Genomic DNA, 19,512 nt, shown 5'->3' with positions numbered 1-19,512 from the left:
CCTAGCCGAATCCGAACGGGGCCGGTGCCGGGTGCCGCGCGGCGGCGGATCTCACCATCGCGACCGGGGGACGTCGAACTCGGCGCACAGGGCGCGCCAGACCTTCTGCGGATCGACCCCGGATTCGACGGCCTGGTCACCGGTCATGCCGAACTCACCGAGCCGGTGATCGCGCATCAGGGTGTCGCCGCGCAGAGTGCCGAACTCGGCGTAGAGCAGTTCGCGGAAATCAGTCAGGCGCACCCGCCCAGGTTACCGATAGGCCTGGCACACCAGGACCGGGTCGGCCACCCGGTGCGCCGAGGCGGCGGCCTCCCGGGCGGCGCCGGCGTACGACGGTTCGGTGAGTACCCGGCGCACCGCGTCGGCGATCGCGGCCGCGGTCACCGGCCGTACCAACACGCCGCTCCCCTGCCGGACGACACGGTTCGCCAGCTCCCACTGGTCGCCACCGCCCGGTACCACGACCACCGGTTTCCCCGCGGTCAGCGCCTTGGTCAACATGCCGTGGCCGCCACCGCAGACCACGGCGTCGGCCTGCGCGACCAGCAGATCCTGCCGGCCGAAACCGCTGGTGATCCACGGTTCGTCGAACCGCGGCGGGTTCAGCCCGCTCACCGCGACCCGCACCCCCGCACCACGCAGCCCCTCGGCCGCCGCCTGCGCGAGGTTCTGTTCCCCGGTCGCCGCGGTCGACGGTGCCACCATCACCAGCGGGCCGGTGCCCGGGGGTACCGGGCACAACTCGTCGGTGGGTTCGAGGGTGAGCGGTCCGACCAGGTGTGTGCGGGCGGGCCAGTCCGGACGGGGAACCTCAAGGCTGGGGATGGTGGCGAGCAGGTGGCCCTCAGGGCCGCGATCGTGCGGGTCGAGGCCGATCGAGGCGCGTGCCGCTTCCCGCTGCCTACGGCCGGCACGCAGATCGCGGGCGGTCAACGCGCGCAGTACGGTATCGCGCACCAGTTCGGCCGGGGTCTCGGCGGCCGCCATGCCGGAGCCGATCGGCGGTAGCCCCTTCGAGGGGCGGTACAACGGGTGCGGGCTCAGTTCCAGCCACGGCACGCCCATCAGTTCGGCGGCCATTCCGCCGCCGGGGGTGAGGATGTCGGCGACGATCAGGTCCGGGGTGGCGGACTCGAGATCGGGACGGACGCAGGTGGCGATGTGGGCGGCGCGGCGGTGGATCTTCGCGCCGTGGTCCTGATCGTCGTCGCCGGGGCGCGCGGCCAGTCCCGGGAGCTCGCGGGTGTCGATACCGTAGCGGGTGCCGGTGTCGATCCACTGCCGGCCGGTGAAGACCCGTGGATCGTGGCCCGCCGCGGCGAGGCGGAGCGCGAGCGCGAGCGCGGGTAGTGCGTGCCCGGCCTCGGATCCGGCGACGATCGCGATGCGCACCCGCGCTCCTCTCCTGCGGGCGTGCCCGCTACAGGGAGCTGGATCTCTTGTTCCCCGAGCCCAGCCACTTGACGACGGTGACGATACCGATGACCACGAGTGCGATCAGGACCAGCGGGATCAGGGACTTGATGATCGCCGAGAGCAGCAGCAGGGCGATCCAGATGACGACGACGGCGCCGATGATCTTCCAGAACATGTGCAGTGACCTTTCCAGGGACGGTTCGTGAGTGGTTCCGCCAACCATCCTGCTCGCGCCAGACCCCTGAAGTCACGCTCTGAGCTGCACTTTCAGGGAGAATTGGGGGTTAACCCCGACCACACGGAGCGGCGCGCTCACCAGGTGTTTCGGTCCGGTACCGGGGGCAGCGCAGCGATGCCGTAGGCCCAGGAGCGGAGCCGCTCGGCGGCGTCCTGCAACCGTGGGGTTGCCATGCTCAGTTCGTCGAAGCGCGACGGCGACCCGAGGGACTGGCGGGCCGCGGCCACCGTCGTCGCGGCGGAGGCGACCATCTCGCGGTAGGTGGCCAGCCCCTCGTCCAGGCTGCGCAGGCCCTCGTCGAAGGTGCCTTGCAGGTACCCCGCGGACCCGCTGCCCGAGCTGACCACCCGCTCGAGATCGGCGAGTTGCTCGGCGTACTCGACGATCGCATCGGCCGAGGATTCGGCGTCGGCGTCGAGCTCGCTCAACGAGTCCGGCGGCAGTGCACCGGACCGGTGCAGCACCGATACCAGTGCCAGGAACTCCTGTTCGGCCTCCGCCAGTGCCCGGACCGGGGCGTGCAACGCAGACGACGGCGCCGGCAGCGTCCGGCGGGCGTAGCTGCGGGGCGGGACCGGGGCGCGGCGCAACCTGCGGAACCTGCGCACCGCGTACGCGGCGGGGACGGCGAAGACGGCGGTCACTGCGGTGGCCGCGCCGCCCATCACGGGCGCGGCTGCCGCGAATCCACCGACGGCCACGACGGCCGAGGTGGAGGTGGTCGCGGCCCAGCCGTTGACCGCGCCGCGGGCCCGGCGGACCGTCCGCAGGTGCACCGCCTTCGGGTCCTTCCGGCGAGCCTGTTTGTCGCGGGCCTCGTCGGCGGCGCGGGCCGCGGCCTCCATCGCGGTGGAGGCGGCGTTGATCGCCGAGGTGGCCATCCGACCGGCGGAGGCCGCCACCGCGGTGAAGTCGGTGCGGGGGCGGCCTCGCTGGTCGGTCACGGTTTCCTCGTCGGTGGTGGAACTACTGGCCCGGGTTCGGAGCCTGCTGCGGCGCCTGCGGGGCGGGGGCTGCCTGCGGGGTCGCGGGCGCGCCCTGGATCTGCCCGTCTGCCTTCATCGAGGCACGGATCTGCTCGAGCCGCGAGTGGCCGGCCATCTGGACGGTGGCCTGCTGCACCTCGGCCATTCGGCCCTGCACCGAGTTCTGAGCGAGCTCGGTGGAGCCGAGCGCGTTCGCGTAACGGCGCTCGATCTTCTCGCGCACCTCGTCGAGGTTGGGCGTGTTGCCCGGCGCCGAGAGCTGCCCCATCTGGTTCAGCGAAGCGGAGACCTGCTCCTGCATCTTCGCCTGCTCGAGCTGGCTGAGCAGCTTGGTGCGCTCGGCGAGCTTCTGCTGCAGCTGCATGGCGTTCTGCTCGACCGCGCGCTTGGCCTGGCCGGCCGCCTGCAGCGATTGATCGTGCAGACCCTTGAGGTCCTCGACACTCTGCTCGGCGGTCACCAGCTGTGCGGCGAAGGCCTCTGCGGCGTTGGTGTAGTCGGTGGCCTTGGCAGCGTCACCCGCGGCAGCCGCCTGATCGGCGAGCTGCACCGCCTGGCGGGTGTTCGCCGACAGCTTCTCGACCTCGGCGAGCTGGCGGTTGAGCTTCATCTCCAACTGACGCTGATTGCCGATGACGGCGGCGGCCTGCTGCGAGAGCGCCTGGTGCTGGCGCTGCGCATCCTCGATCGCCTGCTGGATCTGCACCTTGGGATCGGCGTTCTCGTCGATCTTCGAGTTGAACAGCGCCATCAGGTAGTTCCACCCCTTGACGAACGGGTTAGCCATCGTCTCTCCTACGCCTTGAAAGAAGTCCATCCGGAGTGTCGGTCCGGAGATCCGGCGAAAGCCGGACACGTGGTTACCAATCTATCGGGAATCGTCCCCTTCGCGCCGCCCTGATCCGCGGGTTCAGGGAAATCCCCGAACCCGCGGCGGCGCGGGAAGCGGTCAGGCCGCGGTGAGGGCGGGCGCCTTGATCACCATCGTCGGGATCGGACGCATCGACACGCTGGCCTGGGCCACGACTTCGGCCACGTCGACCGACAACGCGCCGCAGATGGCGGCCAACAGCTCACTGGACGCCTCCTTCTGGCCGCGTTCGACCTCCGACAGGTAGCCGAGGCTCACTTGCGCGGCCGAGGACACGTCCCGCAGCGTGCGACTCTGCCGCACCCGCGTCTTGCGCAGGTTCTCGCCGATCGCCTCGCGAAGTAGTAGGGCCATGCTCACCTCCTCTTGGTCTCTCGTTCACTCAACGCGGTGGTGCTCGATTTGGTTCCCGCCGCCGCGGAGCCGCAGCCCCAACTCCCGGATCGCGGTCCCGACGGTGGCGCGGCGCACACCGGCCCGGTCACCGTCGAACCGGTGGGTGGTGACGCTGGTCCCGTCCGGTCCACTGACCCCGATGTGCACGGTGCCGACCGGCACACCGTCCTGATCGGCGGGTCCGGCGACTCCGGTCAGGCCCACGCCCCAGTCCGCGGCGCAGCGGCGACGAGCGCCGTCGGCGAGCGCACGCGCGGTGTTCGGATGCACCGGCCCGTCGCGGGACAGTTCGGCCTCGGGAACGCCGGCGAGGGACGCCTTGAGGTCGGTGGCGTACACGATCAGACCGCCGCGCAGCACCGCGCTCGCCCCGGGGACCTCGGCGACGGTGGCGGCGAACAGGCCCGCGGTCAGCGATTCGGCGGACGCCAGCGTCTGCCGGCGCTCGGTGAGCTCCCGGACCAGATCTGCTGCGTCACCGGCGGGCACGCCACCAGCCGTAGAGGTAGTCGATACCGGTCCACACCGTCACGATCACCGCGGCACCCATGACGATCGCGCTGGGCAGGTCCATCCAGCCCGGCAGCGGCATCAGGTACAGGCCGATGGCGAGGGTCTGCAGCAGGGTCTTGATCTTGCCGCCGCGGCTGGCCGGGATGACACCGTCGCGGATCACCACGAACCGGAACGCGGTGATCCCCAGTTCACGGAACAGGACCACCGCGGTGACCCACCAGGACAACTCCCCCAGCACCGACAGCCCGATGAGCGCGGCACCGGTGAGAGCCTTGTCGGCGATCGGGTCCATGAGTTTGCCGAACTCGGTGACCAGACCGTAGCGGCGGGCGATCTGGCCGTCGATCCGGTCGGTGATCATGGCGATCGCGAAGACCGCGAACGCGATCCAGCGCCAACCGGTGTCGTGCCCGCCCGCGGCGAACAGGGCGAACAGGAAGACCGGGACCAGCACGATCCGGACCACCGTCAGCGCATTGGCGACGTTGAAGTTGGAGACACGTGTGCCCGTGGGTACCGCGCCGTCCGTTGCGTTCACGACGCTCAGCCTATCGGTAGCCTGATCGGGAGGCCGTGCGCGCTACTGTTTGGCGGTGAACACCGATCACGACGACGTGCTGCGTCCCGCCCGGACCTCTGACGTCCCGGCGATCAAGCGCCTGATCGACGTGTACGCCGGCAAGATCCTGCTGGAGAAGAACCTGGTCACCCTGTACGAGTCGGTGCAGGAGTTCTGGGTGTACGAGATGGCCGGCGAGATCGTCGGCTGCGGCGCCCTGCACGTCCTGTGGGCCGATCTCGGGGAGATCCGCACCCTGGCGGTGGACCCGGTGGCCAAGGGACGAGGCATCGGGCACAAGGTGGTGGCCCGGCTGCTCGACGAGGCCCGTGCCCTGGAACTGCAGCGGGTGTTCGTACTGACCTTCGAGACCGAGTTCTTCAGCCGGCACGGATTCACCGAGATCGACGGAACACCGGTCAGCGCCGAGGTGTACCACGAGCTGTGCCGCAGTTACGACGAGGGCGTGGCGGAGTTCCTCGACCTGAGTTACGTCAAGCCGAACACCCTTGGAAACACCCGGATGCTGGTGACGCTTCGATAGGCGAGCAGCCGGCCACGTGTTTCACTGCTCCTGTGGACCTGGCGGACGAGCTGCGAGCGGCGGGGTGCGTCTTCGCCGAGCAGGAGGCGCGGCTGCTCACCGAGGCCGCCTCCGGGGCGCGGCTGCGCGCGCTGGTGCGGCGGCGGTGCGCCGGTGAGCCGCTCGAGCACCTGCTCGGCTGGGTGGAGTTCCGCAGTCGACGGTTGCAGGTGGGTCCGGGTGTGTTCGTGCCCCGGCGCCGCACCGAACTGCTGTCCGAACTCGCCGACGGTGCGGACCTGTTGGTGGAACTGTGCTGCGGCGTCGCTCCGGTGGCCGCGACCGCCGTCGCAGCGCGCAGTGTCGCCACTGATGTCGATCCGCTGGCCGCCCGATACGCCGCGCTGAACGCCCCCCACTCGACGGTGCTGATCGGCGACCTGTACCTGCCGCTGTCGGACGCGATGCGCGGCACCGTCGACGTGATCGCGGTGAACGCACCGTACGTTCCCAGCAGCGCCGTCTCCGCGATGCCGCCGGAGGCCCGTGAGCACGAACCCCGCCGGGCGCTCGACGGCGGCCCGGACGGCCTGGACCTGCACCGCAGGATCGCCGCCGGGGCCCCGACCTGGCTCCGGCCCGGCGGACGGGTGTTGATCGAGACCAGCACCGGGCAGGCGGCGGCGACGGTCGCCGTTCTCCGGTCCGCGGGCCTGATGACCGACGTCGAAGTCGATGCGGCGCGGTGCGCCACGGTCGCAGCCGGGATCATGATGCCGCGCCCCGTCGATCGCTGAGCACGTCCACCACGGCGCCGACCGTTCCCATCGGGTCGTGCACCACGTCGTGCCAGGAGAAGGTGAGCACGGTCAGACCGGCCCTCGCGAAGGCGTTGCGCTTGTCGTGATCTCGCTGGAAACGGACGGCGTCCCGATGGAAGGCCCACCCGTCCACCTCCACCACCAGGCGTTCCTCCGGCCACGCGAAGTCTGCGCGGTACCGTCCGATCACCAGCTGGGCCACCCAGCCGGTGATGCCCTCTGCCCGCATCAGCGCCGCGAACTCGCGTTCGGCCTCGGACTCGGTATCCGACTCGACCACGTCCACGATCCGCCGGGCCCGCGCCATCCCGCTACGGCCCGCGTTCCGGTCCAGTGCGGCACGCAGCGCCGAGGGCACCACCTCACCGGTCTGCAGGGCCCGGTCGAGCAGGGCCGTGACGTCCGGGAAGGCGCCGGCGGCGTCGAGCAGGGTCAGGGGCCGCTTGGTCACGCGGACCCCGTGCACCGTCTCGACGTCGGCGGCGAGGAGGTCGCGCCGGTGCACGCCCAGCGGTGCGATGAACCTCGGGCCGGTGCGCCGGTTGCGGGGAACCGTCACCGTCCAGCGAGCGGGTGGACCATCGATTAGACCGTGCCACCACAGGGCGGAGGCACCATCGGCGATACCGCCGGTGACCAGTACCGACGCCCGGAGTCGGGCCGCGTCGGAGAATTCGTGCTCGGCGGAGAGGTACACGCCGCGACCCACCGTGCGCCACTGCCCGCGGGCGATCCGATGGTCGATCGCCTTGGCCGACAAGCCGCTCTCGCGTGCCTGGCCGCGACTGATCACGCCGTCCTGCGCCGCGAGGATGCCGCGGATCTGCGATTCCCCCATATCCATTGGACGCATCGGATCGCGGTGCGGTTCCACGCCGGCGATCGTGTGCCGCCGACCCCACTACAGGGCGGTCAACAGCACACGATCACGCTGGTCACGACGTGCTGATCGGCTTCTTCGGGTCGTCGGTGTTGGACTTGACCAGGGAGGCGATGGTCGTGATCGCCAGCACGCCGAGAATCACCGACAGCGACAGGCCGGTGGAGATCTCCGGAACCGGCAGGCCCTCACCACCGTTGATGAACGGCAGCGTGTTCTCGTGCAGGGCGTGCAGGACCAGCTTCACGCCGATGAACCCGAGCACGATGGACAGGCCGTAAGACAGGTACACCAGCCGGTCGAGCAGGCCGCCGATCAGGAAGTACAGCTGTCGCAGACCCATCAGGGCGAAGGCGTTGGCCATGAACACCAGGTACGGCTCCTGCGTGAGGCCGTAGATCGCCGGGATCGAGTCGAGCGCGAACAGTACGTCGGTGAAGCCGATGACCACCAGTGCCAGCAGGAGCGGAGTGGCGAAACGCTTGCCGTCGATCCGGGTGACCAGCTTGTCGCCGTCGTACTCCTCGGTGGTGGGAACGATTCGCTTGAACACCGAGGCGATGCGGCTCTCGCGCTTCTCCTCGTCCTCGACCGGACCCTCGACCGCCTCCTTGACCAGCTTGATCGCGGTGTACAGCAGGAAGGCACCGAAGATGTAGAACACCCAGGAGTAGGTGTTGATCGCGGCGGCACCGACGGCGATGAAGGCACCGCGCATCACCAGGGCCATGACGATGCCGATCAGCAGGACCTTCTGCTGGTAGTTCCTGGGTACGGCGAACTTCGCCATGATGATGATGAACACGAACAGGTTGTCCACCGAGAGCGCCTTCTCGGTGACGAAGCCGGCGAAGAACTCACCGCCGTACTTGGAACCGGACACCGCCCATACGCCGACGCCGAACACGGCGGCGAGACTGATGTAGACGGCACTCCAGAAGCCGGACTCCTTGAGTGAGGGTTCATGTGGTGTGCGGACGTGACTGAAGAAGTCGAAGACGAACAGTCCGAGGACCACCAGGATCGAGATGATCCACACGAGCGCGGTCACCTGCATTTGCATACACCTCCGGTACAGATCCGGAGGTCTCTCCCAACCTGCCGAGCAGGTTCAGCGCGCCCGGGTGAATATCGATCCACCGTGTTGACGTTCGCGCTGCGAGCGGGATACTCCCCTCACCGATGCGTCGACGACCCTATCAGAACTCGGGCTCGGCGTCTTCCGGTTCCGCCGGTGCATCGCCGCCGCGCAGCACCAGCAGCAGCCCCGGAAGCTCGTCCGGGGTGACCAGCACCTCGCGGGCCTTGGACCCCTCGGAGGGCCCGACGATGTCGCGGGTCTCCATCAGGTCCATCAGGCGGCCAGCCTTGGCGAATCCCACGCGCAGCTTGCGCTGCAGCATGGAGGTCGAACCGAACTGCGACGACACCACCAGTTCCACGGCCTGCAGGAAGACGTCGAGATCGTCGCCGATGTCCGGGTCGACGTCCTTCTTCTCCACCTTCTGCACGGTGACGCCGTCGGTGTAGTCGGGTTCGGCCTGGGTGCGGACGAAGTCCACCACCGAGGCGATCTCCTCATCGGTGATGAAGGCACCCTGCATACGGGTGGTCTTACCGCCCATCGGCAGGAACAGGGCATCGCCCATACCGATCAGCTTCTCGGCGCCGGGCTGGTCCAGGATCACCCGCGAGTCGGTCAGGGACGAGGTGGCGAAGGCCAGTCGTGAGGGCACGTTGGTCTTGATCAGGCCGGTGACCACGTCCACCGACGGGCGCTGAGTGGCGAGCACGAGGTGGATGCCGGCGGCGCGGGCCTTCTGCGTGATCCGCACGATGGCCTCCTCGACGTCGCGCGGGGCCGTCATCATCAGGTCGGCGAGCTCGTCGACGATGGCGACGATGTACGGGTACGGCCGGTAGACGCGCTCGCTGCCGAGCGGCGTGGCGATCTCCCCGGAGCGCACCTTGCGGTTGAAGTCGTCGATGTGCCGGACCCGGGAGGCCTGCATGTCCTTGTACCGCTGCTCCATCTCCTCCACCAGCCAGGCCAGCGCGGCGGCGGCCTTCTTGGGGTCGGTGATGATCGGTGTGATCAGGTGCGGGATGCCCTCGTAGGGGGTCAGTTCGACCATCTTCGGGTCGATCAGGATCATCCGCACCTCGTCGGGCGTGGCCCGGGCGAGCAGCGAGACCAGCATCGAGTTCACGAAGCTGGACTTACCGGAGCCGGTGGATCCGGCCACCAGCAGGTGCGGCATCTTGGCGAGGTTGGCGTTGACCATCTCACCCTCGATGTCCTTGCCGAGCCCGATCACCAGCGGGTGAGTGTCCTTGCGGGTGTTGTCCGAGGCCAGCACGTCGGCCAGGCGGACCATCTCGCGGTCAGTGTTCGGGACCTCGATACCCACCGCGGACTTGCCGGGGATCGGGGCCAACAGGCGCACGTTGTCGGTGGCCACCGCGTACGAGATGTTGCGGTGTAGGGCCGTGACCTTCTCCACCTTCACACCCGGTCCGAGCTCGAGCTCGTAGCGGGTCACCGTCGGGCCGCGGGTGTAGCCGGTGACCGCAGCGTCGATCTTGAACTGCTCCATCACACCGGTGATCGCATCGATCATGGCATCGTTGGCGCTGGTCCCGGCCTTGGCGGGCTCGCCCTCGATGAGCAGGTCGGCGGGCGGCAGGACGTAGTCGTCGCTGTCGATGGTCCGCGCGACGGTGAACTCCTCGGACTTCGGCGCGGGCGGCGGGGTGTGATCGGTGACCGGCGCGGAGCGACGACGCGGCGGGGTGGACGCCGGGGTGGGCGCCACCTCGACGGTGGGCTCCTCGTCGGGCTCGGGCGCCGCCGCGATCGGCTCGGTCACCTGGTCCGACGGTGACTCGCCGGGCTCATCGAGCTCGGCGGCCGGGCGGCGGCGCGAGCGCTTGGGCGGCTCCGGATCGGCCGGGTAGTTGTCGTAGGGATCACCGTAGGGCGAGGCCGCAGCGGACGATTCGGGCCGGCCGGCGTCGAACGCGGCGAACGGCGAGTCGAGATCGTCGTCGTCCTCGGGTTCGGCGGTGCCGTACTGCTCGCGCATGTCGACGCCGAAGTAGAACTTGAGACGGTCCACGATCTCGCGCACCGTCATCCCGCTGACCAGCAGGACACCGAACAATGCGACCAGCACCAGCAGCGGCACCGAGATCCAGGGGGTGAAGCCGTCGGTGAGCGGGCCGCCGACCACGTAGCCCAGGTAGCCGCCGGACGCGGACCGACCGTCGAAGTCCCGGGGGCCGCCGGCACCGATGTGCAGCAGTCCCAGGAAGGGCAGCACGATGAGCGCGGTGCCCACGCGGTGGCGTACGCGAGCGGCGGGGTTGTCGGGGCGGCGCATCATGACCACGCCCAGAGCGATCGCCAGCGGCGGCACCAGGACGGAGAACCAGCCGAGGACGGCACGCACCGCGCTGGAGAAGAACGAGCCGACGGGGCCGCCGGCGTCGAAGTAGAGCGCGGCGCCGAGCACGATCGCGACGGCGAACAGCGTCAGGGCCAGTCCGTCACGGGAGTGGGTGGGACCGGCGGGTGCGGTATCGGCGCCGAGAGCCTCGGTCTGCTCGGGGCGGTCGCCGCTGCGCACCGCTCCCCCGACACCCCGGGCCAGCAGTCGCCAGCCGGCACCCAGACCGAATCCACCGGATCTGCTGGTCGCGGCGGTCTTGAGGCTGTTCTTCGCGGACGCCTTAGCCGGATTCTTGGCAGTGGACCGCTTGGCCGTCGACGTGGTCGCCGGAGCGTGCTTGCCGCGATTGCGCGGCGCGGCGCGGCCGCTGCTCGTGGGGCTGGCCGCGCGACTGCGACCGCCGCCGGAACGCGGGTTCGCGGCGCCGCGCGCGCGGCTGGTGGTCTTCGATGCCATAGGGGCAGTCTATCCGCACAAGCCCCATCTGTATCAAGTGCCACACGAGTAACAGAAGTGTCGGGCGATGGCCGGTTACAGCGAGCGGACCAGCGAGCCGAGCAGGTCGATGTCGGCGTCGGCGCCTTCGAAGGTGACCAGCGCCTCATCCCGGCCGTGGGCCCACATCGCGACCTCGCCGATCGCGCCGATCACGGACACCGACGGTCCGCGCCCGACGGACACCAGCGTCCCCTTCTCGGTGGTGAGACTGATCCGCAGCGGTGCGTGACGCATCGTCAGGTGCGCGATCCGGGACACCACCGGCCTCAGCCCGCGCGCCACAGCCGGGTCCAGCGTCCGGGGCATCCACCCGGCCCGGGCCCGCCGGATGTCCTCGGTGTGCACGAAGTACTCGCCCAGATTCACTGTGGCGTCGATCAACCGGAAGGGCGAGAGGCGGGGCGGCCCTGCGGCGACGGCGTCGATGAGCTCATCGACCGGGCGGGCGGCGATCCGGGTCTGCACCCGCTCGGTGTATCCGGACAGTGCGCCCACGACGATGCCGGGGAGGGCATCGGGGCGACCCTCACGGAGCACCAGGTGGGCGAGCAGTTCGCGGACGGTCCAGTCCCCGCAGAGGGTGGGTGCATCCGGTCCGGCGGCGCGCGCCGCTTCGACCAGAGCGGCGCGTTCGATCCGAGCAGGCTTCACGCCCGCCACCCTAGTCATCGTGGCGAGTGAGTGCTGTCCCACAACCGTGGTCATCTTCATTGAAGTCAACTCGGTCTGTCGTATACTCCGCACATGACCGCGATCACTGCTTCGAGTCCCCGCCGGGCGCGTATCGCCTCGGCCGCCGCCCTCTTCACCGCCATCGCAGCGGGTACGACTCTGGCCGCTCCGGTCGCCTCGGCCGCACCGGTCCGCAACGATCTGGTGTTGACCGCCCAGCAGTTCCCCGCTGGTTCGACCGATTACCGCCTGCTTCCGGACGCGAAGGCGGGGAAGGTCGGCGTCACCGATGACGCGAGCCCGCAGTGCCGCGGCGCCAGCGACCGTCTCAACGCAGCGCTCGCGGGCAGCAAGGGCGCGACCGCGGTGGCCCGCAACGGCTACTCCGCGATGGCCTCGGCGGTGCTCTCCCCGCCGATCACCGGCGCCTGGCGCGACACCGTCGCCCAGTGCGGCCAGACCGAGGGCCGCCCCCCGGTGCCGGGTGACCTCGCCCGCTACAACCCCGTCGTGATCACCAATCACAAGGACGGGCGCCTCGAATCGGTCGAGGGTTTCGCCGATGTCAACGGCTTCACGGTGGACGTGTACGTCGCCGGCCTGAGCGCCACCCCCGCCAACACCGATCGGTTCTGGCAGGTGTTCCGCGCACAGGTGCAGAAGGTCCAGGCAGGTCGCTGATGCGCGCCCGGGTCGCCCTCTCGGCCACGACGGTGGCGGTCGCCGCCACCGTCGGGCTGCCGGCGGTCGCGCAGGCCGCCCCGGTCGACCCGGTCCGCGCGGTGCTCGCCGCACACGAACTGCCGATGGGCAGCAAGGACTACATGGTCGCCGCGCCGGTCACGTTGCCGCCCGCCGCACCCGCACCCGCCGGTGACTCCCCCTGCGATCGGGCGACCCACGCGGTGGACCGGGCCGCTGCCGGAGCGCGCGCCGTGGAGGCCGAAGCATGGCGCGGCGACACCCACTTCTATTCGTCGGTGGTGACCAGGCCGATCACCACGAGTTACAAGGCCCGTGAGAACGTGTGCGGCGAGCGGTCGGTCGTACTCACGCCGCCGGCGGATCTCGCTCGATTCCCGGTCTCGATCCGCCGGGTCGGTACGCAGCGGTACGAAGGTCTCGCCGACGTCCGCGGTGCCACCGTCTCGGTGATCGCCTCGTCCCCGGAGGCCAAACCGCTGAGCACCGAGACCTTCTGGGAAGTGTTCCGCGCGCAGATCAGCAAGGTCGAACGCCAGCCCTGATCCCGCCGGACCCACAGCTTCGGCGTTCTGCGGCGAACGGGTTCGATCCGCCGCAGAACGCTTCTGGAGCCGGTGCTACTCCCCCACCACGATCACCGTCGGGACGATCATCGGGCGGCGGCGGTAGGCCTTGTCCACCCAGCGTCCGACGGCCCGCCGCACACCCTGCGCGATGCGGTGCGCATCCTTGACTCCCTCGGCGGTGAGCTGGGCGAGCGTCTCCTCGACCAGTTGCTCGGCCTCCTTGAGTGCGGTCGGGTCGTCGGAGAATCCGCGGCCACTGACCTCGGGCGTGCTGACCGCGTTTCCCTCCTTGTCGATGGCGACACTGATCGCGATGAAACCGCCCTCGCCGAGCACCAGGCGGTCCGACAGCGTCGACTCGCCGACATCGCCCACCGAGGTGCCGTCGACGTACACGTGTCCGACGGGGACCTGCCCCACGATCTTGGCGACGCCGTCGAGCAGGTCCACGACCACGCCGTCCTCGGCGAGCATGATCCGGTCCTTGGGCACACCGGTCGCCTCGGCCAGCGCCGCGTTCGCCCGCAGGTGCCGCCACTCACCGTGCACCGGCATGGCATTGCGCGGCCGCACGGCGTTGTACAGGTACAGCAGCTCACCGGCGCTGGCGTGCCCGGAGACGTGCACCTTCGCACTCTGCTGGGTGATGACCTTCGCACCGAGCTTGGACAGGCCGTTGACCACCGCGAACACCGAGTTCTCGTTTCCCGGGATCAGCGAGCTGGCCAGCACCACCAGATCGTCCGGGGAAATGGTGATGTTGCGGTGCTCGCCGCGCGCCATCCGTGACAGCGCCGCCAGCGGCTCACCCTGCGAGCCGGTGGAGATGAGCACCACCCGGTTGTCCGGCAGCGACGCGGCGGTGTCGAGATCGATCTCGACCCCCTCGGGCAGGTGCATGTAGCCCAGGTCCTGGGCGAGCGCCATGTTGCGGACCATCGACCGGCCGACGAACGCGATCCGGCGGTTGTGGGCGACGGCGACCTCGGCGATCTGCTGGATCCGGTGCACGTGCGAGGCGAAGGAGGCCACGATCACGCGGCCCTTGGCCTGGCCGATCACGTTGTCGAGGACCGGGCCGATCTCCCGCTCGGGAGTCACGAAGCCGGGGACCTCGGCGTTGGTGGAATCGACCAGGAACAGGTCGACCCCGGCGTCGCCGAGCCGGGAGAAACCGGCGAGATCGGTGAGCCGGCCGTCGAGCGGGAGCTGGTCGAGTTTGATGTCACCGGTGTGCAGAACCACCTGTCCACCGGCGTGGATCGCGACCGCGATCGCATCGGGGATCGAGTGGTTGACCGCGAAGTACTCACACTCGAACGGACCGTGCTGGGTGGATTCGCCCTCCCGGACCTCCACCAGTTTGGGACGCAGCCGATGCTCGTCGCACTTGGCCTTGATCAGGGCGAGTGTGAACTTCGCTCCGATCACCGGGATGTCGGGCCGCAGGCGCAGGAGGAACGGCACCGCGCCGATGTGGTCCTCGTGACCGTGGGTCAGCACGATCGCCACGACGTCCTTGATCCGGTCCTCGATGTAGCGGAAGTCGGGGAGGATCAGGTCGACGCCGGGCTGCTGATCCTCCGGGAAGAGGACGCCGCAGTCCACGATGAGCAGCTTGCCCTGGTACTCGAAGACGGTCATGTTGCGACCGATCTCCTTGATGCCGCCGAGCGCGACGATCCGCATGGCGCCCTTGGGCAGCTTCGGCGGGGCGCCGAGCCGTTCGACGGCCGCTGCGGCGGCGGGCTTGCCGTTCCCGCGCCGGCCACCCCCGCGACGTCCGCCGCCACCCTTGGAAGCGCCCTTCTGCTGGGGTTGCCCCTTCGCCTCACCGGCCTTGGGATCACCGGTCTTCACCTCGGCGGGCCTGGACGCGGCGGGCCTGGATTCGGCGCCGCCGGCCGGAGCGCTCGACGACGGCGGTGCCGCGGGGCGATCCTCCACCACGATCCGCGCGGCCGAGGTGGAGATCACCGGCTTCGGCGGTGCCGGGGGCCCGGCCTGCCGGGTGGCCTTACGACTGCGTCTGGTTCCGCCGCTCGAGCCGTCCGTCATGAAAGCACCCCCGCTTGGGTCAGTAGCGCTGCGAGCCGGTCGCGCTGTTCACCGGTGGGCGGCACCTGCGGCAACCGCGGTACGCCCATATCAAGCCCCTGCAGGGCCAGTGCCGCCTTCGAGAACGTGACTCCGCCGAGGCCGGCCATGGCCTCGTACACGGGCGCGAGCGCGGCGTTGATGTCTGTGGCGCGGGCGACGTCACCCGCGAAATGGGCGTCGCGCAGAGCACGCAGTTGCGGCGCGACGACGTGTCCGATCACCGAGACGAAGCCCACCGCACCGACCGAGAGCCACGGCAGGTTCAACGGGTCGTCGCCGGAGAGGTACTGCAGACCGGTCTCGGCGATCATCCGGGCACCGGCGCACAGGTCACCCTTGGCGTCCTTGACGCCCACGATGTTCTTGTGCTCGGCGAGCACGCGCAGCGTCTCGCTGGCGATCGGCACCACCGAACGCGGCGGGATGTCGTAGAGCAGCACGGGCAGGTCGGTGGCGTCGGCCACTGTCGTGAAGTGGGCCAGGAGCCCCGCCTGCGGCGGCCGCGAGTAGTACGGGGTCACCACGAGCAGCCCGTGGGCGCCGGCCTCGGCGGCGTCACGTGCGAAGACGGCGGATTCGTCGGTGTCGTAGGTACCGACGCCCGCGGTGATCTTCACGCGGTCGCCCACGGCCTCCAGGATGGCCTTGAGGAACTGCACTTTCTCCCAGGGCTGCGTGGTCGGCGACTCACCGGTGGTACCGGCGACCACGAGCCCGTCGACACCCTGATCGGCGAGGTGCGTTGCGAGCTTCTGACCGGCTTCGAGGTCGAGTGTTCCGTCGGCCTTGAACGGAGTGACCATCGCGACGGATATGGACCCGAACGGCGTGGTGGGAGGAGTCGCACTCATAAGTGCTAAGGCTACCCACCCGGTCGGCGTTCATTCCTATTGGCCAACACTTCCGCGGCGCGTGCCGCCTGCTACGAGTCCCGTCGGTAGGTCAGGTGCCGGTACCGCAGGCCCGACGATGACTGCAGCCAGTCCGATTCCCCGGTCTCCGGGGTGAGGGTGAACGCGGCCGGGATCTCGGGCGCACGGGTGTCGCCGTCGATCTCGGCGTCCACCTCGGTCACGGCTATCACGTCGGCCGAGGCCAGCGCGGCGGCGTAGACCTGTCCGCCGCCGATCACCCAGACATCGCCGTCGGGGATCCGAAGATCGTGCTGGACGACGACGCCCTCGGCCGGCTGCGGCCGCCAGCCCCGGTCCCGGGTGACGACGATGTTGGTGCGCCCGGGCAACGGACGGAACCGCGGGGGCAGCGAGTCCCAGGTACGCCGGCCCATCAGTACCGTGGCGCCGACGGTGGTGTCGCGGAAGAACCTCAGGTCCTCGGGGATGTGCCAGGGAATGGTGCCGTCCGCGCCGATCACGCCGTTGCGGGCCTGCGCCCAGATCAGCCCGATCATCTAGACCGCCACCGGCGCCTTGATCGCGGGATGGTGCTGGTAGTCGTGCACGGTGATGTCGGCGTACTCGTAGTCGAAGATCGACGGTCGCGCGGCGAGTTCGAGCCGCGGGTACGGGTACGGCTCCCGGCGCAGTTGTTCGGTGACCTGCTCGACGTGGTTGTCGTAGATGTGGCAGTCGCCGCCGGTCCACACGAACTCCCCCGGCTGCAGCCCCACCTGCGCGGCGACCATATGGGTGAGCAGTGCGTAACTGGCGATGTTGAACGGCACTCCGAGGAACAGGTCGGCACTGCGCTGGTAGAGCTGGCAGCTGAGCCTGCCGTCGGCGGCGTAGAACTGGAAGAAGGCGTGGCACGGCGGTAGCGCCATGTTCTCGATCTCCCCGACGTTCCACGCCGAGACGATGTTGCGGCGGCTCGACGGATCGGTCTTGAGCAGGTCCACCGCGCGGCTGATCTGATCGATGTGTTCGCCGTTCGGGGTGGGCCAGCTGCGCCACTGCACGCCGTAGACGGGGCCGAGCTCACCATCGCCGTCGGCCCACTCGTCCCAGATGGTGACTCCGTTGTCCTGCAGCCACCGGACGTTGGAATCGCCGCGCAGGAACCACAGCAGCTCGTAGGCGATGGACTTCAGGTGCACCCGCTTGGTGGTGATCAACGGGAAGCCCTGCGCCAGGTCGTAGCGCAACTGGCGCCCGAACACGCTGCGCGTGCCCGTTCCGGTGCGGTCCGGGCGGTGGGCGCCGTTGTCCATCACGTCACGGAGCAGGTCTTCGTAGGGCGTCGGGATCACCCCTCGATCCTACGACGGGGCGAATCGCAGCGGATCGAACATTCCGATCGGGTGTCGGGTGGCCCCCTCCAGGGCGAGATCGCTGAGGATCTCACCCACCACGGGGGTGAACTTGAAACCGTGCCCGGAGAAGCCGCAGGCCACGAACACGTTCGGGGCCTGCGGATGTGCTCCGATCACGAAGTGCTGATCGGGTGTGGTGGTGTACATGCAGGTCTTCGCGGCGAGCCGGGGTCCGGGCACGGGCGGTTACCGCGAGCATGACTTCGTGGTGATCACCGAGGACGGTGCGCGCAACATCACCGGATTCCCGTACGGGCCGGAGCACTGACGCCGGAGACACCGGCGGCCCGAGTGCCGAGTCCCCAGTGCCGAGTGCCTCACCGAGCCCGGCGCGGCTACTCCGGCATCAACCGGGCCGCCACCGTCGCTCCGAGGTTCCAGCACGCCTCCAGATCGGCCTTCGTGGGCTTGCCGGAGACGACCACATCGGCTGTGGCCCGGTCCCAGCCGAGCCCGGAGGTGATCGACCCGGCCGCGCGCCGGGCTCCCTCGGTTCCCTCGTTCCCGTGGACGTAGAAGCCCCACGGCCGCCCCTGTGTGGAGTCGAGGCACGGGTAGTAGATGGTGTCCAGCGCGTGTTTGAGCGCCCCGCTGAGATATCCGAGGTTCGCCGGGGTGCCGAGGATGTAGCCGTCGGCCGCCAGCGCATCGGCGGGCGAGAGGGTCAGGGCGGCGCGGCGCACCAGCGTCACCCCCTCGATCTGCGGGTCACTCGCCCCTGCCACCACGGCCTCGAACATCTCCTGGCAGTGCGGAGATGGCGTGTGGTGGATCAGCAGCAGCGTTCTCACCGCGCGGCCTTCTCCATCGACACCGCGCGGGTCATCCAGTCCCGGGCACGGGAGCGATCGCCGGCGTAGTCGTAGGCACGGGCCAGCCGGTAGGCGCTGACCCACGAACCGGGGTCCGCCTCGTACTCGGCCTTGACCTGCGCGAAGAGCTCGTCAGCGGCGTCGCGCCGCACCCGGCCGGAGGGCATCGTCGGCAGATCGGAGACGTCCAGGTCGCGTCCGAGCGCCTTCGCCGCCGCGGCGAGCCGCTGGTGCGCGTACCCGTTGCGCAGCACCGACCACAGCACCCACAGGCCCACCACACCGACCAGGACCATGCCGAAGGCCAGCCCCAGATTCGTTCCGCCGCCGCGCCGCGCGATCATCGAGGCCCACACCGCGATCAGGCCGATGTACACCAGCATCGCCACCGCGAGGAACCCGATCACCAGCAACTGGCCCAGGTTCGACTTCGACGATGCCTCCCGTCGCGACACGGGTGCGCTCACAGATCCATCAGCGGTTCGATACCCACCGTCAGGCCCGGACGTGCGGAGATCCCGCGCACGCCCAGCAGGACGCCGGGTACGAAGGAGCTGCGGTCGAGCGAGTCGTGCCGGATGGTCAGGGTCTCGCCCTGAGTGCCCATGATGACCTCCTGGTGGGCGACCAGACCGGCCACGCGCACCGAGTGCACGCGGACACCGTCGACCCGGGCACCGCGGGCCCGATCGAACTCGGCGGAGGTGGCGTCGGGCATCGGGCCCCGCCCGGCCTCCTCACGCGCCTCGGCGATCAGCTCCGCAGTGCGGCTCGCCGTTCCCGACGGGGCGTCCGCCTTGTGCGGATGGTGCAGTTCGATGACCTCGACCGAGTCGAAGAAGCGGGCGGCCTGGGCGGCGAACCTCATGCACAGCACCGCTCCGATCGCGAAGTTCGGCGCCACCAGGACGCCCACTTCGGGCTTGGCGGCGAGCCAGCCACGGAGCGTGTCCAGCCGGTCCTCGGTGAAGCCCGTGGTACCGACCACGGCGTGAATCCCGTTGTCGATCAAGAACTCGAGGTTGTCCATGACTGCGTCCGGATGGGTGAAGTCGATCACCACCTGCGTGCCGGAGTCGAGGAACGCGGTGAGCGTGTCCCCCGCGTCCACGGTGGCGCTCAGCGCCAGATCGTCGGCGGCGTCCACCGCATCCACCATCGCGCGGCCCACCTTGCCGCCGGATCCCAACACACCCACGTTCAGCATGGGCCCGACGATACCCTTC

24 protein-coding genes and 1 pseudogene are annotated in these 19,512 nt (G+C 69.6%); 5 read left to right on the top strand and 20 right to left on the bottom strand.

What is annotated here, in order from left to right; all coding sequences use genetic code 11:
* Positions 1-51: 51 nt before the first annotated feature.
* The 8 genes from ACYVHG_RS00755 to pgsA all read right to left on the bottom strand — a co-directional run bounded on the left by ACYVHG_RS00755 (position 52) and on the right by pgsA (position 4,964).
* Positions 52-243 carry a DUF3046 domain-containing protein gene (locus ACYVHG_RS00755; RefSeq protein ID WP_461165518.1) on the bottom strand — a complete coding sequence of 64 codons (192 nt, stop codon included), beginning with the start codon at positions 241-243 and terminating at the stop codon, positions 52-54.
* Between the two features lie 9 nt (positions 244-252).
* On the bottom strand, positions 253-1,395 hold the full coding sequence (locus ACYVHG_RS00750) for a glycosyltransferase (protein ID WP_461165517.1): 1,143 nt from the start codon (positions 1,393-1,395) through the stop codon (positions 253-255).
* A 28-nt stretch (positions 1,396-1,423) separates the two neighbouring features.
* Complete coding sequence (locus ACYVHG_RS00745; protein WP_461165516.1) at positions 1,424-1,594, bottom strand: hypothetical protein; 171 nt, start codon at positions 1,592-1,594, stop codon at positions 1,424-1,426.
* A gap of 137 nt (positions 1,595-1,731) precedes the next feature.
* Positions 1,732-2,601 (bottom strand): phage shock envelope stress response protein PspM, encoded by an 870-nt coding sequence (gene pspM, locus ACYVHG_RS00740; RefSeq protein WP_461165515.1) that lies wholly within the window; start codon positions 2,599-2,601, stop codon positions 1,732-1,734.
* A gap of 22 nt (positions 2,602-2,623) precedes the next feature.
* Positions 2,624-3,430 carry a PspA/IM30 family protein gene (locus ACYVHG_RS00735; RefSeq protein WP_461165514.1) on the bottom strand — a complete coding sequence of 269 codons (807 nt, stop codon included), beginning with the start codon at positions 3,428-3,430 and terminating at the stop codon, positions 2,624-2,626.
* A 162-nt stretch (positions 3,431-3,592) separates the two neighbouring features.
* Entirely contained in the window at positions 3,593-3,868 is a 276-nt protein-coding gene (locus ACYVHG_RS00730) for a helix-turn-helix domain-containing protein (RefSeq protein ID WP_461165513.1), read from the bottom strand.
* Positions 3,869-3,892: 24 nt separating this feature from the next.
* A complete protein-coding gene (locus ACYVHG_RS00725) occupies positions 3,893-4,399 on the bottom strand; it encodes a CinA family protein (protein ID WP_461165512.1) in 507 nt (168 codons plus the stop codon).
* Positions 4,386-4,964, bottom strand: a complete 579-nt coding sequence (pgsA, locus tag ACYVHG_RS00720; protein ID WP_461165511.1) for a CDP-diacylglycerol--glycerol-3-phosphate 3-phosphatidyltransferase — start codon at positions 4,962-4,964, stop codon at positions 4,386-4,388. Before pgsA ends, ACYVHG_RS00725 begins: the two co-directional genes overlap by 14 nt.
* Before the next feature lie 55 nt (positions 4,965-5,019).
* Here pgsA and ACYVHG_RS00715 point away from each other — a divergent pair, with 55 nt between their 5' ends.
* Together ACYVHG_RS00715 and ACYVHG_RS00710 are read left to right on the top strand one after the other, a co-directional pair.
* Positions 5,020-5,529: an amino-acid N-acetyltransferase gene (locus ACYVHG_RS00715; protein WP_461165510.1), complete on the top strand. Its 510-nt coding sequence runs from the start codon at positions 5,020-5,022 to the stop codon at positions 5,527-5,529.
* 32 nt (positions 5,530-5,561) lie between these two features.
* Positions 5,562-6,305 carry a putative protein N(5)-glutamine methyltransferase gene (locus ACYVHG_RS00710; protein WP_461165509.1) on the top strand — a complete coding sequence of 248 codons (744 nt, stop codon included), beginning with the start codon at positions 5,562-5,564 and terminating at the stop codon, positions 6,303-6,305.
* Here ACYVHG_RS00710 and ACYVHG_RS00705 read toward each other — a convergent pair.
* From ACYVHG_RS00705 to ACYVHG_RS00690, 4 genes are all read right to left on the bottom strand, one after another.
* Positions 6,277-7,173 carry a DUF559 domain-containing protein gene (locus tag ACYVHG_RS00705; RefSeq protein WP_461165508.1) on the bottom strand — a complete coding sequence of 299 codons (897 nt, stop codon included), beginning with the start codon at positions 7,171-7,173 and terminating at the stop codon, positions 6,277-6,279. The two genes, ACYVHG_RS00710 and ACYVHG_RS00705, sit on opposite strands and share 29 nt — an antisense overlap.
* A 91-nt stretch (positions 7,174-7,264) precedes the next feature.
* On the bottom strand, positions 7,265-8,266 hold the full coding sequence (locus tag ACYVHG_RS00700) for a TerC family protein (protein WP_461165507.1): 1,002 nt from the start codon (positions 8,264-8,266) through the stop codon (positions 7,265-7,267).
* A 142-nt stretch (positions 8,267-8,408) separates the two neighbouring features.
* The gene (locus tag ACYVHG_RS00695; RefSeq protein WP_461165506.1) at positions 8,409-11,117 is read right to left on the bottom strand and encodes an FtsK/SpoIIIE family DNA translocase; all 2,709 of its coding nucleotides are present in this window, start codon (positions 11,115-11,117) and stop codon (positions 8,409-8,411) included.
* A gap of 75 nt (positions 11,118-11,192) precedes the next feature.
* Entirely contained in the window at positions 11,193-11,828 is a 636-nt protein-coding gene (locus ACYVHG_RS00690) for a TIGR03085 family metal-binding protein (protein ID WP_461165505.1), read from the bottom strand.
* A gap of 75 nt (positions 11,829-11,903) precedes the next feature.
* On the opposite strand from ACYVHG_RS00690, the gene ACYVHG_RS00685 reads away from it, so the two are divergent.
* A complete protein-coding gene (locus tag ACYVHG_RS00685) occupies positions 11,904-12,512 on the top strand; it encodes a hypothetical protein (protein ID WP_461165504.1) in 609 nt (202 codons plus the stop codon).
* Positions 12,512-13,078 (top strand): hypothetical protein, encoded by a 567-nt coding sequence (locus ACYVHG_RS00680; protein WP_461165503.1) that lies wholly within the window; start codon positions 12,512-12,514, stop codon positions 13,076-13,078. Before ACYVHG_RS00685 ends, ACYVHG_RS00680 begins: the two co-directional genes overlap by 1 nt.
* A 75-nt stretch (positions 13,079-13,153) precedes the next feature.
* On the opposite strand, the gene ACYVHG_RS00675 is transcribed toward ACYVHG_RS00680, so the two are convergent.
* The 5 genes and pseudogenes from ACYVHG_RS00675 to ACYVHG_RS00655 all read right to left on the bottom strand — a co-directional run.
* Complete coding sequence (locus tag ACYVHG_RS00675) at positions 13,154-15,160, bottom strand: ribonuclease J (RefSeq protein ID WP_461165502.1); 2,007 nt, start codon at positions 15,158-15,160, stop codon at positions 13,154-13,156.
* Positions 15,157-16,053 (bottom strand): 4-hydroxy-tetrahydrodipicolinate synthase, encoded by an 897-nt coding sequence (gene dapA / locus ACYVHG_RS00670; RefSeq protein WP_461165501.1) that lies wholly within the window; start codon positions 16,051-16,053, stop codon positions 15,157-15,159. Before dapA ends, ACYVHG_RS00675 begins: the two co-directional genes overlap by 4 nt.
* A 71-nt stretch (positions 16,054-16,124) precedes the next feature.
* A complete protein-coding gene (locus tag ACYVHG_RS00665; RefSeq protein ID WP_461165500.1) occupies positions 16,125-16,613 on the bottom strand; it encodes a dihydrofolate reductase in 489 nt (162 codons plus the stop codon).
* Positions 16,614-17,411 carry a thymidylate synthase gene (locus ACYVHG_RS00660; protein WP_461165499.1) on the bottom strand — a complete coding sequence of 266 codons (798 nt, stop codon included), beginning with the start codon at positions 17,409-17,411 and terminating at the stop codon, positions 16,614-16,616.
* 9 nt (positions 17,412-17,420) lie between these two features.
* Positions 17,421-17,660: pseudogene (locus ACYVHG_RS00655) on the bottom strand (FAD-dependent oxidoreductase); the annotation flags it as partial.
* Here ACYVHG_RS00655 and ACYVHG_RS00650 point away from each other — a divergent pair.
* On the top strand, positions 17,620-17,742 hold the full coding sequence (locus tag ACYVHG_RS00650) for a hypothetical protein (RefSeq protein WP_461165498.1): 123 nt from the start codon (positions 17,620-17,622) through the stop codon (positions 17,740-17,742). The pseudogene ACYVHG_RS00655 and the gene ACYVHG_RS00650 sit on opposite strands and share 41 nt — an antisense overlap.
* A 67-nt stretch (positions 17,743-17,809) precedes the next feature.
* Here the strand turns inward: ACYVHG_RS00650 and ACYVHG_RS00645 are convergent, their stop codons facing one another.
* The 3 genes from ACYVHG_RS00645 to dapB are packed head-to-tail and all read right to left on the bottom strand — an operon-like array spanning position 17,810 to position 19,493.
* Positions 17,810-18,265: a flavodoxin family protein gene (locus tag ACYVHG_RS00645; protein WP_461165497.1), complete on the bottom strand. Its 456-nt coding sequence runs from the start codon at positions 18,263-18,265 to the stop codon at positions 17,810-17,812.
* Positions 18,262-18,753, bottom strand: coding sequence for a hypothetical protein (locus ACYVHG_RS00640; protein ID WP_461165496.1), 492 nt, complete (start codon positions 18,751-18,753; stop codon positions 18,262-18,264). The genes ACYVHG_RS00645 and ACYVHG_RS00640 overlap by 4 nt, the downstream gene beginning before the upstream one ends.
* The gene (dapB, locus tag ACYVHG_RS00635; RefSeq protein ID WP_461165495.1) at positions 18,750-19,493 is read right to left on the bottom strand and encodes a 4-hydroxy-tetrahydrodipicolinate reductase; all 744 of its coding nucleotides are present in this window, start codon (positions 19,491-19,493) and stop codon (positions 18,750-18,752) included. Before dapB ends, ACYVHG_RS00640 begins: the two co-directional genes overlap by 4 nt.
* Between the last annotated feature and the right edge of the window lie 19 nt (positions 19,494-19,512).

It is taken from the genome of Tsukamurella serpentis (genome assembly GCF_054780975.1).
This window is presented reverse-complemented; position numbering and strand designations above follow the sequence as displayed.